The following is a 12073-nucleotide window of genomic DNA, read 5'->3' on the forward strand; positions in this document are numbered from 1 at the left end:
TCGAACAACGATAATTGTGCGAACCCCTATTTTATTGCAGTTCAAGAAACAGAGATGCATTTGCTAGAATATGGCTAATAAGTAAAGTACAGGTCAAGGTTGCACCTGTCAAAAGATGTATAAGCAACACCGCTGAAACCACTACAGTAAAATATAAAGGGAGCCTTTCGGGGCTCCCTTTTCATTTATGCCAGACTAACACAACAGTGCTTGCACCCATACGCAATCATGATTATAGAGCATATTTTACTCATGTTGTAGTTCCAATGTGGCTGAACGTATCACTCCCCCTAAAGATTATACTATACTTTGGTAAAGTTTAACTTCATAGTATGTTAATTTCCCGCTTATAGGAACAAGTTCCTTTAAAATAAATCTCATAGCTGCTCCAAATCGATCGTCAGCCGCTGAAATTCAATCCCGAAAAGGAGCCTCCCCGGAATAATCAATTTTATATAAAATGCACCTTGAGTACCGGAATACTTGGCCTGACAATATAACTTGGGGAATACGCTTCCTACTACGATTTATAAGGAGTGATGGTGTTTGAATACGAATAAAAATACGATAAAGCCTGCGAGAGGTCGTTCATTATCATCTAAATAGACACCTCTCATCAGGCAATGGGAGGCTAGCGGGTATGATGCTTTTAAGAAACATGGTTCAAGGATTGGAAAATGACTCTCCTGCCAAAGAACTGATCCGGCGTTGGGATCATGATGAGAGTACATTGAAATTTTGGAGAGCTAGCAGCAATTTCGTTTACACTTTTGACATGAACGCTTCGCGGCACTTCCTCCGGTTCATTCATGAAGAGGATAACTCGCCGGGGAATATTCAGGCTGAACTTGATTTTATCCGGTACTTACTGGACAAAGGTTATGCCGTCGCAGCTCCCGTTCGCTCCAGGAACGGCAATTGGATCGAAACGATTTCGACCGAAAACGGGATTTATTACGGCGTTGTTTTCGAACGGGCCGCAGGACAGTATCTCCCGCTTGATCAGATGTCGGATCTTCATTTGGAACAATGGGGCCGATCCCTCGCCTCGCTTCACCAATTATCCGAAACGTATGCCCCCGGAGAGACATCGCGAAAAAGCTGGCTGGATGCGCTGGCGTTCATATCATCGGTACTACAGCGCTATCCCCGGGAGTCAGGGCTCCGGCAAGAACTTGAGCGATTGAAGGACCAGCTCTCAGAGCTGCCTGCCGGCAAAGGGCATACAGGGCTGATCCACTACGATTTTGAGACCGACAATGTGTTTTACGTCGCCGCGGAAGCGCGGTATTGCGCTATTGATTTTGACGATGCGATGATGCATTGGTATATGATGGATGTCACCTGCGCCCTTTCCGATATCGTTGAACTGGACGGAGAGGAATCCGAACGAAAGACTCGACAATTTCTTGCAGGATATGCCTCGATAAAACCTTTGGACGAGAGCTGTTTGAGCGCCATCCCTATTTTCCGGAAGTTTGCGGATCTTTACACATTCGCCCGGCTTCTCCGCAGCGTCGAGGATATGGATACCGCCAACTCGCCGGAGTGGGCCCTTGCGCTCAAGGATAAGCTGCTCGCCGCATGCAGCCGGATTCGCGCAAGCTACCGCCCCGCGGTTGAGCTAAAACCCATCGATCAAAATAACTGGTATGATTGAGATTTTCGAAGCACGATTGACTAACATGCCGGATTTAGCCGCCTGATTGTTGGGCGGCTTTTTGCCATCCCTCTATAAGCCTAACCCGAATCGCTTCAATTCGATAAAAATCCCTTCCAAACGTCTTCCTTTGTCCGTTAACGTATATTCCACACGCGGGGGAACTTCCGGGTATACTTTCCTGCTCAATATCCCGTTGTCCTCCAGTTCTCTAAGGCGGAGCGAAAGCGTCTTGGGGCTAATTCCGTCCATCGATTTCTGCAGGTCGCTGAATCGCATCGTCCCTTCGATTAACAGGTCCCGAATGATTAGAAAGGTCCATTTGCTCCCAATCACATCCAACGCCTTGGCAATGGGACAAAGTTCGCCAGGGGTTCCTTTGGTCAATTCGACCGGTTCCATACCGCTCATGAAGCTTCCCCCCGAATTTTTTTGGGCTAATTAAGCCCATCATATCACAATACTATATTTTCGGAAACTATATGAATTAAATATCACTACTTCTCTAAATGAATTTGCTGCATATATACTACCATTGAGGCCAATCGCGGCAGCTCGGAATATGCAGGAAGGAGTAGGAACGCTGCACCAAAGCCTTGACGGACAAAATGGTGCAAGCCTTCCTTGGCATGACGCCTTTGAAAAGCTTCGCTTGCATCTCAATGAAGTGTTGAAGTTTTAAGCAAAGTCAGGAGGATGAGCGATGTTGCGCAATCAGAAAGTTGTCATTATCGGCGGAAGTTCGGGGATTGGTTTCGAAACAGCCAGACAAGCGGCGGCACTCGGAGCAGAAGTGATTATTGCCAGCCGCTCCAAAGACAAGCTGCTGCAAGCAAAAGAACAGCTGGGAACCAAAGCTGAGACTTATGCGCTGGATACGACGCAAGAAGGGCAAGTACAGTCCTTCTTCGAAACCGTCGGCGAGTTCGACCATCTTGTGGTGACCGCGGCGGAAACATCCGGCGGAGCGTTCCTCCAAACGGATACCGCAAAAGCGCGGCAGTTGTTTGAAAACAAATTTTGGGGCCAATTTTATGCCGCTAAATACGGCGCTCCGAAAGTTTTGCCTAACGGCTCCATCACCTTGTTCTCGGGAGTTGTGGCCTACAAATCCATGATCGGTTCGGCGGCCCTGGGCGCAGTCAATGCGGCCGTCTCGAATCTGGGCCAAACCTTGGCCCTGGAGCTTGCGCCAATCAGGGTGAACGTCGTTTCACCCGGCATCATCGATACGCCGTCACGCAGCAAAATGCCGGAAGAAGCCCGCAATCAGTTCTACGCCGCGGTAGGAAACAAGCTCCCCGTGAAACGAGTAGGCAAAGCTGAAGACGTCGCGCGAAGCGTGCTGTACCTGCTCGGCAACAGCTTCGTGACCGGAACCGTTCTTCACGTGGAAGGCGGCCACATTTTGACTTAAAAGCGGCCGCTACAAGAAGCCATCGCCTCTCGCTCGGCAGCGGGAGCGCTGGCTTTTTATGTTCGACAAATTATCTGAAAAATTTTACAATTCTATTGATTTTTCAGAGAATTACTGAGATGATAGATGAAATAATAATAAATTTACTAGAAAACCTATGTTTTACCATTTTATTCGTGAAAGGAGGCATGTACTGCCTGAAAAGGCGAAATTGAACAAACAGTTTATAGAGCGCTTTCACAATACGAGCCGAATGGAGGAATTTAATGATGAAAAGCAGCAAATGGGCAAAAAAACTAGGCTTGAGCTCTCTTATTTTGGGTGCGCTGATGATTGTTCCGACGCTTTCGGCTTTTGCCGCCTGGAACGATCTGCATACCGGCTACGCCACTTATACGGGCTCGGGCTACTCGGGAGGTGCCGTGCTGCTCGATCCGATCCCGCCAACGATGGAGATTACGGCTTTGAATCCGACCGACATGAATTATGGCGGCGTCAAAGCGGCTCTCGCGGGAGCCTACCTGGAAGTTGAAGGCCCGAAAGGGAAAACGACCGTTTACGTGACCGATTTATATCCCGAAGGCGCTCCGGGTGCTCTTGATCTTTCCCCGAATGCGTTCGCCAAGATCGGCAATATCCCCGACGGCAAAATCAATATCAAGTGGAAAGTCGTCAAAGCCCCGATTCTGGGGAACTTTTCCTATCGAATCAAGGAAGGCAGCAGCCAGTGGTGGGCCGCCATTCAGGTGCGAAACCACAAGTACCCTGTTATGAAGCTGGAATATTTGAAAGGCGGCAGCTGGATCAATTTGGAGAAAATGGACTATAACCATTTCGTCGGCACGCAGTTAGGCACCAAGCCTCTGCAGGTTCGCATCACTGACATCAAGGGCAGAACGGTGACGGATACGATACCGGGGCTAGCCGAAAACGGAACATCGGGAGCTTACATCGTCCCCGGCAATGTCCAGTTTGCCGATTGACGATTTCCGACTATTGACTTTTACACTAATGTCAACCCTTTAGAATAGAGTCGAACACAAATGAAGGGAGGCATTTCTTTTGGACAGTGTAAAAGATCTCAATAAGCATGAAGGATCGGTTGCGGCAGATGCTGTCATGGAAAATAAGGATCGTACGCCTGTGACGGTTATCGGACTCGGTCCGATGGGGCAGGCGCTGGCTGGTGCGCTGCTGAAGAGCGGTCACCCAACGACAATATGGAACCGCTCGGTCGGTAAGGCAGATGCTCTCGTTAAGCAGGGCGCCGTCCCCGCGAATACTGTCGCTGAAGCTGTCGCGACAAGCCCGCTGGTCATCATCTGCGTGTTAGACTACAACGTCGTGCAAGCGATCCTCGAGCCCGCAAGGGGCGCCCTAAGAGGGCGAACGCTCGTGAACCTTACTGCCGGCTCTCCGGTGCGGTCCCGCAAAATGTTTGCATGGGCTGCCGAGCAAGAAATCGATTATATCGATGGAGCGATTTTGACCCCCACCCCAACCATCGGAACACCGGCGGCAGTCATTTTGTACAATGGACCGGAGCTCGTCTATAAGGCTGCTCAACCAGTATTAGCCAGCTTGGGCGGTACTGCTTCCTATCTTGGCGCATCCCCCGGCCGGGCAGCGGCGTTTGACGTGGCCTTGCTTGATTACTTTTGGACGTGTATGAGCGGGTATTCGAAAAAATGGATTCCCCAGGTTGTTCGCATCTCTAAAACGATTATAAATCGTCCCGACTCAAATTATCGTACTAAGATCCAGTCTCCAATCGTTGCACCGCATAAAATTCCCCGGCGGATATTCGAAGCTGCACTCGGCGGCCAATATAAAGCCTAGTTTCCTGCAAATGGCGTTTGATGCCGGATTGTCGATGGACGGAAATGCATGCATATACCTTCTTTTCTGTGCTAGCGCTGGCAATAGCGGCTGCGGCCGCTCTAGCCGCAATTCCTTTTCCTTGGAACGGCGGCAAGACGCCCCATCCTACCTCGTATATAGTCTCCTCTTGCCAGACACGCTCCCAGTACCCGATGTTGCCCACCGCTTCGAGCTCCGGGAGCAGAACTATACTGTACATACGCCCTGTACCTTTCCCTTCGATCTCAACGTATCGTTTGTGGCGGTTCAGGACCTGCTCCTCTGTCTCCGGACCTCCTAAGTGCTCGAGCATCTCCGGTGCATTCATACGATACAGCAATGCAAGGTCGGTATCTGCCCAGGGCTTAATCTTTACTTGCAATTCATTGGTTTGATTCAACGAATCCCTCGCTCCTTTACGCTATCGGCTGATGTTTTTAGATTATAACACATAGGGAACGTATGTTTCCATCGAAAAATCCCTTCCTGATAAAAAGTAGCAAGGCAGCCCAGGCGGTCTAAGAAGACCGGACGGACTGCCTTGTTCGTTATATGGGCTGCGAGCACGCCTGTCTCCCGCTTGTGGATGCGTTCGTCGGTCTTCCTTCCAGGTCCTGCCACCAGAAATCCCGCTGCGGTAATAGCGGAATCTGATCCAGATAGACTGGTTCGCCGATTCTAGGAATCCGGTAAGGAATGCTCTGCTCTTCGGCCGCGGCCGATACCCTTCTTGCGGGATCGTTCCAGTCATGCAGCGCCAAAGTGAACCCTCCCCAATGTACGGGCAGCAGAACCCCTCCCTGAACGTCCCGATGCGCTTGCACCGTCTCCTCCGGTAGCATATGCACGCCACTCCAGCGCTTGTCATATTGCCCGCATTCCATAATGGCCAGTTCGAACGGTCCGTGCTGACGGCCTATTCGCTCAAAGTGAGGACCGTAGCCCCCGTCCCCGCTGTAGAAGAGACTTCTCTCCTCCGTCTTGATTACCCACGAGCACCATAGGGTGGAATCCCGATCGAACAGCCCTCTTCCCGAGAAATGTCTCGCCGGCGTGCAAGCGAAGCGAATGCCCTGAACGATCTGTTCTTCCCCCCAGTCCAGCTCGATGACGGCATCTGGTGACGCTCCTCGTTTCCGGATTCGCTTGCCGACTCCGAGCGGAACGAGGAAAGTACCCGCCTTCGGAATAAGCTTGCGAATGGAGGAAGAATCCAGATGATCGTAGTGATCGTGAGACAGAACAACGATATCGATCGGAGGAAGCTCCTCAATCGTGATTGGCAAATTAACGCTATATCTGCTATTACGGGAAAAAGGAATCGGCGACGGGTTCTTGCCCAGCATCGGGTCGATTAGGATCGTCTTGCCACCTAGCTGAAGCATTGACGCCGAATGTCCAAACCAGACGACCTTGTCCTTTCCGTCCTTTAGCGTGTCATGCTGAAGAGGGATAATAGGAAGCGGCTGCTTCGGCCTTCTCTGGGTTTTTGGAGATAGAAATTCAAGGAGCATGGACACAAGGTCTCCTGCCCCAAATTTCACAATCGCCGGGATTTCGTTCTGGAATTTTCCGTTCTTGGCTCGATTTGATCGATTCCAATCGTTCACCTGTCTGCTCTCCTCCTCCCGTATCTACGAGTCCGTTTATCTCCGTCAAATTCGTGTTCTCCATCCGGCTCTTCGATCGGCTTTGGCTAAATTCCCTGGTCTATTTTAGGGCAAATCTTTCTTTTATCATTTGCACATAAGCTTCATCGCCTTGAGTTTCTCTTAAAGCTATAATTTGTTTTGCATCTTCACCGGCAATGTATCTCAGTTTATCTGTTCCATCGGTAACTGCTTCATAAATTACTTCAGCTACAAGTTCGGGAGGACTGGATATTTGCTGATTTTCACTTGAAGCTAAATTAAAGAAATTGCTAACATATGCATTATAATCAGTTATTGTTTCTGATTTTGCATGATCCATAGATCTACCGGCAAAATCTGTTGTCATTGAACCGGGTTCTACCAATTTCACTTTAATCCCAAAATTACTTAATTCATAGCTTAACGATTCTGTTAAACCTTCTACTGCGAATTTAGTAGAATTATAAGTTGATATTAATGGAAGTGTTGTTTTACCCGCCATAGATCCTATATTCACAATTATACCTTTTTTATTCTCTCTAAAATGCTTTAAAAATGTTCTGGTAGTATTAATTAAACCAAATACATTTACGTCAAACTCTCTGCGAATTTGCTCATCCGTAGAGATTTCAATCGGTCCAAATAAAGCATATCCTGCATTATTGACCAGGGCATCTATCGTTCCGAATTCTTTTAAAATATCTTCATATACTTTATTAATTGTTTCTTGTTTTGTAACATCAAGGAGGTAAATTTTGACATTTTCAATTTGAGTTAATTCATTTTCGCTTTCTGGCGATCTCATAGTGGCAGCTATATTCCATCCATTTTCTGCAAAATATTTAGCTGTTACCTTTCCAATACCAGATGAAGCTCCTGTTATAACAACTGTTTTCTTTTCCATAGTAATTCCTCCTTCTGAAATTAACTGACGAATCGTCAATAATCAGATTACAGGATAAATTACACGATGTCAACTATGGTGGAATAATGAATTGACAATGTGTTATCATAACTCAAGAGGAGATCGATACAATGGATTTTATAAGGGCAAGAACACCGGATCAAATAACCAGCAGACAGGAAGAAATCATCAATGCCTGCGACACATTATTCTGTCAAAGCGGATATGAGGGCGTAACCTTTAAGGCAATTTCCGAACTGACCTCTTTTACACGCCCGTCGATTTATAACTATTACAAAACTAAAGACGAGGTATTGCTGGACCTTCTGGCCCGGGAATTGCTAAGATGGCAGGCCAGGATGCTGGAAGTAATGAATACTACAGCCAAGATGACAAAAGAACAGTATAGCACTTTTCTGACGAAGACTTTGTTATCGCACGATAAGATGTTGAAGCTGCTTTCCATACTCTTTTCCGTTCTCGAAATCAACAGCAGTGTTGAAAAGCTTGCAGAATTCAAAAAGGTTAGCTATATTCTGGACACTATTGCTGCAAGTTTGGATAAATATTTTCCCGAGGCGCCCCCTGAAAACAAGGCCATTTTCGTTTCAGCGTTTTCGGTGTATATTCTTGGGCTGTATCCGATATCTCATCTGTCGCAAAAACAACTTGAGGCCATGCAGCTAGTCGAGGTTAACCACGCTGTACCTGATCTTGAATATTTGTGTTACCATGGGATACTTCTTCTGCTTTCTGATTTGTGATACTACATTCACCAAATCCTTCGTTTATTATGCGCCACCGCTTCGCGCCTTACCGGCTTCGGCCGGTAGGTCTTGCTTTTCGCTCCGGCGTGCATGAAGTTTATTCAAAAATCAAATACCAGAATAACGCAATCTCATCATTGTGTTTATCAATACCCTGATACAAGTTAAGATCAAGCCCGCCTATTACAAAACCACAACTTTTATAAAATTTGCACGCATTCACGTTGTTGCTTTGCGTCTCCAACATGATTCCGGGCATTCCGCCGTTTTTCGCCCACCGCTTGGCCTGCTCGATCAGTTTACGGCCTACTGCTTGATTCCCGGCCCAGGCCAAGTACACTATTCGATCCGGGCTATCGATATAGTCTGAATAATCCTCATCTTCTGCTTCCTGAAACCGTTCTTCCGAATAACTTTTTGTATAGCCGGGAATGGGTTTCACCGTGAATCCGAACTCTCGATCCGTCAAGGACAGGACGAGGGTAGAATCAACAGTAAAACTGTCGTCTATATGCTTCCAGACATTTTCATCTCCAACCGCGAAATTCCGAATCACAATATCCATACTCATCCTCTTAACTGTCTATACTGATCTGTATTCAAGGTGAAGCAATGGAAATGGCTTACCCGAACCATCCAATTCCGACCGGCCGATCTGTACGAATCCAACCCGTTTGTAGAAGGCACACGCTCCGTCGTTTTGCTCATTGACATCAACTTGGAGAGTACTTCCTTTTAATTTTTGGGCATGTTCGATTAAACGGCTGCCTATTCCCATTCCGTGGTGTTCTGGATCTACGAACAGCATCTCGATCTTAGTTCCGACAAGTCCGATAAACCCTGTCGGTTCTTTATTTTCGTTTCTTCTTACCCAGATCTCAACTTCTCTTAAGGCCCCGTTTTGAACTATACTGCGGTAAAATTGGATGTCCGAATCCGTCAAAAAAGTATGGGTACGACATACGGCCCGGTACCAAATATCGACTAATATATCGTGATCACTTTCCTGGTATGGGGTAATTATGTTCGACATCAAGGTTCCTCCTCCAAACGATCGACTTTCAGTGAAACAAGCATAACACGCTGATCCAGGAGGAAACAAGAATGCACATTTCTCCCATGCTTTAGAACTGGCGCCCGGTCAGCAGCCCTTATTCAAAAATCGAAACGGAACTTGATGACAATTTATGGGAAATATTTATTTTCGGACAACATATTTTTTGTTTAAATGTTATAATATGGTTTGCATACGCTTACAATTAAAGGAGAAAGGAGGCTCACAACTCAACGGAAACGGAGCAGTCTCATTTATTTTAAAATTCTAAGGAGGTATTATGATGCTACTAAAGTCAACTTTTGTAAAAATGTTCAGCGCGCTGCTGCTGCTGGCTGGTTTGCTGGTGCCCCCAGCGACGGCGCAGACAGCCCCTGCGGCGGCTCTCGCGCCGCCGGCAGGTGTAACGCCGGGGACGCTATCACAGATCACGTCGTTCGGCAACAACCCGAGCGGCCTGAAAATGTACGTCTACGTGCCGCGCAACCTGGCCCCGAATCCCGCATTGCTGGTGGCCGTACACTTCTGTTCGGGTTCGGCTTCTGCTTTCTACAACGGCTATGCTCGCGACTTCGTCACAGCCGCTGAGCAGTACGGCTACATCATCGTTTTCCCCGAATCCACGCACACCGAATTCAGCAGCTGCTTCGACGTGTGGAGTCCGAAAGCGCTTACTCGCGGCGGCGGCAGCGATCCTGTCGGCATCATGTCGATGGTATCGTGGACCAAGGCGAATTATAACATCGACTCCAGCCGTGTCTACGTGACCGGCGCATCCTCCGGTGCGATGATGACCAACGTACTGCTCGCCGAGTACCCGGACGTCTTCGCTGCCGGAACGGTGTTCATGGGCGTGCCCGCCACCTGCTTCGCCACCGGCAGCGCCACCAACTTCTGGAACAGTCAGTGCGCGAACGGCCAGATTTCCAAGACCGCCCAACAGTGGGGAGCCGCCGCCCGCGCGATGTTCCCCGGCTACACAGGAAGCTACCCGCGCATCCAACTCTGGCACGGTACTGCCGACAATATACTTAACTACAACAACTTCAAAGAAGAAATCAAGCAGTGGACCAATCTGCGCGGCGTCTCCGCCACCCCGGTCAACACCGATAGCCCGCAGTCGGGCTGGACCCGCACACGCTACGGCAGCACTTCCACCCAACCACCGGTTGAGGCAATCAGCGTGCAGGGCGCCGGTCACTCGATGCCCCAGTCCGCGGTCGGCTACTCGATCGCCTTCCTCGGCCTGAACATCAGGCGGTGATTCCGGCAGCGGAACAACGGGCGAAATTCAACTGCGCGACGCCTTAAAAAAGTCGATCTCAAACGAGACAAGGAGCCCTTGCGGGCTCCTTGTCGTTTTTTCTGATGCCTCTCGACTCTTACTCTTCCCCTGTTGCAATCGGGTTGTCTTCCCAACTGATCCAATCGCTCCAGCTGCCGGAATACAGCTTCACATTCGCGAAGCCCGCTTCTTTCAGCGCGAGCACGTTCGGGCATGCGGTTACGCCCGATCCGCAGTACACGATGATCTCTTCCGCGTCCTTCAGCCCGGCAAAATGCCGCTGCTGCTCTTCCGCGGATTTCCACGCGCCGCTTTCGTCCAGCACGCCTTTCCAGAAGTAATTGCGCGCGCCCGGGATATGCCCGGCGGCGGCATCGATCGGCTCTTCCAGGCCGAGGTAGCGCCGCGGCTCGCGGGAATCCACAAGCACGGTGCCTTCGCGGCCCAGCTTGTCCTTCACCTCGTCCATGCTGGCGAGCATGGCGCGGTTCACCTTCGGCGAGAACGTGCGCGGATATACGGCAGGTTCTTCGGCGGTGACCGGGTAGCCGGCTGTTTTCCATGCGGTATACCCTTGGTCGAGCACATAAACTTCGGAATGACCGAGGAATCTCAGCATCCACCACAGCCGGGAAGCCATTGCGCCGCCTTGATCGTCATAGGCGACTATGGTTTTGGTTCCGTCAATGCCCAGATTGCCGACGAGAATCGAAAAAGCGCCGAGATCAGGCAGCGGATGCCGGCCTCCGTGGGCCATAAGAGAGCCCGAGAGATCTTTTTCCAAATCTACATAGACGGCTCCGGGTATGTGGTCAAGCTGGTAGCTTGTTCTGCCGGATTCCGGTTGTCCCAGCGCAAACCGGCAGTCCGCGATCACGATATTCGCGTCTCCCAATTGGCCGAGCAGCCATGATTGGCTTACGATATTTTCCAAAATAAGGGCACCACCTTCGTAAAATAGACTTGATTAATCGCCAATCCCCATGGTCGGATTGATGGAGTAGCTCAGCCAGTTGCCCAGCTCTCCTCCCATTTTATCGTAAAACCGCTGCGCACGGGAATTATCTTTGGCCGTTGTCCATGAAAGTCTGGCGTAGCCGTTCCTTGCGGCATAACCTTTGGAAGCGGCAAAAAGCTTCTGTGCCGCGCCTTGTCCCCGTTCCGCCTCAATAACGAACAAATCGTTCATGACGGCGATTTTGGCTGCCCGCAGCGTGCTGAATGTGAAGTACAACGTAGCAAAACCGACCAATGTGCCGTCATCGGTTTCGGCCACGAACTGGATGCCTTCTTTTTGTTCCAGCAATGTATGGATCAATGCGTTCAACTTCTCGTCTTCCGGCGGCCGATACTCGTAAAAGCCGACGATATAAGCAAGCATAAGCTCACGGAGCTGAGTAATATCCTGCACGGTTGCTTCTCGAATGGTAGTTTGGGACATGGTGGAACCTCCTTCGCGTTTTTCATTGGATACTGGGTTCGTGTGCGGCAAATC

Annotated in this window: 13 protein-coding genes and 1 pseudogene; 6 read left to right on the forward strand and 8 right to left on the reverse strand. The window is 49.4% G+C overall.

What is annotated here, in order from left to right; genetic code table 11:
- Positions 1 to 640: 640 nt before the first annotated feature.
- Positions 641 to 1660 (forward strand): phosphotransferase enzyme family protein, encoded by a 1020-nt coding sequence (locus AC6RNO_RS32275; protein ID WP_488438598.1) that lies wholly within the window; start codon positions 641 to 643, stop codon positions 1658 to 1660.
- Positions 1661 to 1732: 72 nt separating this feature from the next.
- On the opposite strand, the gene AC6RNO_RS32280 is transcribed toward AC6RNO_RS32275, so the two are convergent.
- Entirely contained in the window at positions 1733 to 2071 is a 339-nt protein-coding gene (locus AC6RNO_RS32280; protein WP_497107927.1) for a winged helix-turn-helix transcriptional regulator, read from the reverse strand.
- A 292-nt stretch (positions 2072 to 2363) separates the two neighbouring features.
- On the opposite strand from AC6RNO_RS32280, the gene AC6RNO_RS32285 reads away from it, so the two are divergent.
- The 3 genes from AC6RNO_RS32285 (at position 2364) to AC6RNO_RS32295 (ending at position 4916) form a co-directional block, all read left to right on the forward strand.
- Positions 2364 to 3077, forward strand: a complete 714-nt coding sequence (locus AC6RNO_RS32285; protein ID WP_497107928.1) for an SDR family oxidoreductase — start codon at positions 2364 to 2366, stop codon at positions 3075 to 3077.
- Between the two features lie 329 nt (positions 3078 to 3406).
- Complete coding sequence (gene exlX / locus AC6RNO_RS32290) at positions 3407 to 4060, forward strand: expansin ExlX (RefSeq protein ID WP_497107955.1); 654 nt, start codon at positions 3407 to 3409, stop codon at positions 4058 to 4060.
- Positions 4061 to 4196: 136 nt separating this feature from the next.
- Positions 4197 to 4916, forward strand: a complete 720-nt coding sequence (locus AC6RNO_RS32295; RefSeq protein ID WP_497107956.1) for an NAD(P)-binding domain-containing protein — start codon at positions 4197 to 4199, stop codon at positions 4914 to 4916.
- Here the strand turns inward: AC6RNO_RS32295 and AC6RNO_RS32300 are convergent.
- From AC6RNO_RS32300 to AC6RNO_RS32310, 3 genes and pseudogenes are all read right to left on the reverse strand, one after another.
- Positions 4818 to 5337, reverse strand: a pseudogene (locus AC6RNO_RS32300) (GNAT family N-acetyltransferase). The gene AC6RNO_RS32295 and the pseudogene AC6RNO_RS32300 sit on opposite strands and share 99 nt — an antisense overlap.
- Positions 5338 to 5485: 148 nt before the next feature.
- Positions 5486 to 6451 (reverse strand): MBL fold metallo-hydrolase, encoded by a 966-nt coding sequence (locus AC6RNO_RS32305; protein ID WP_497107929.1) that lies wholly within the window; start codon positions 6449 to 6451, stop codon positions 5486 to 5488.
- A 196-nt stretch (positions 6452 to 6647) separates the two neighbouring features.
- A complete protein-coding gene (locus AC6RNO_RS32310) occupies positions 6648 to 7472 on the reverse strand; it encodes an SDR family NAD(P)-dependent oxidoreductase (RefSeq protein WP_497107930.1) in 825 nt (274 codons plus the stop codon).
- Positions 7473 to 7603: 131 nt separating this feature from the next.
- On the opposite strand from AC6RNO_RS32310, the gene AC6RNO_RS32315 reads away from it, so the two are divergent.
- Entirely contained in the window at positions 7604 to 8236 is a 633-nt protein-coding gene (locus AC6RNO_RS32315; RefSeq protein WP_488438592.1) for a TetR/AcrR family transcriptional regulator, read from the forward strand.
- Between the two features lie 100 nt (positions 8237 to 8336).
- Here AC6RNO_RS32315 and AC6RNO_RS32320 read toward each other — a convergent pair whose 3' ends face one another.
- Together AC6RNO_RS32320 and AC6RNO_RS32325 are read right to left on the reverse strand one after the other, a co-directional pair.
- Positions 8337 to 8804, reverse strand: coding sequence for a GNAT family N-acetyltransferase (locus AC6RNO_RS32320; RefSeq protein ID WP_497107931.1), 468 nt, complete (start codon positions 8802 to 8804; stop codon positions 8337 to 8339).
- A gap of 18 nt (positions 8805 to 8822) precedes the next feature.
- Positions 8823 to 9272 (reverse strand): acetyltransferase, encoded by a 450-nt coding sequence (locus AC6RNO_RS32325; protein WP_497107932.1) that lies wholly within the window; start codon positions 9270 to 9272, stop codon positions 8823 to 8825.
- 301 nt (positions 9273 to 9573) lie between these two features.
- On the opposite strand from AC6RNO_RS32325, the gene AC6RNO_RS32330 reads away from it, so the two are divergent.
- A complete protein-coding gene (locus AC6RNO_RS32330) occupies positions 9574 to 10557 on the forward strand; it encodes an extracellular catalytic domain type 1 short-chain-length polyhydroxyalkanoate depolymerase (protein ID WP_474685067.1) in 984 nt (327 codons plus the stop codon).
- Between the two features lie 118 nt (positions 10558 to 10675).
- On the opposite strand, the gene AC6RNO_RS32335 is transcribed toward AC6RNO_RS32330, so the two are convergent.
- A complete protein-coding gene (locus AC6RNO_RS32335) occupies positions 10676 to 11512 on the reverse strand; it encodes a rhodanese-like domain-containing protein (RefSeq protein WP_497107933.1) in 837 nt (278 codons plus the stop codon).
- 33 nt (positions 11513 to 11545) lie between these two features.
- Complete coding sequence (locus tag AC6RNO_RS32340; RefSeq protein WP_488438589.1) at positions 11546 to 12019, reverse strand: GNAT family N-acetyltransferase; 474 nt, start codon at positions 12017 to 12019, stop codon at positions 11546 to 11548.
- Between the last annotated feature and the right edge of the window lie 54 nt (positions 12020 to 12073).

The organism is Paenibacillus sp. sgz302190 (genome assembly GCF_059820445.1).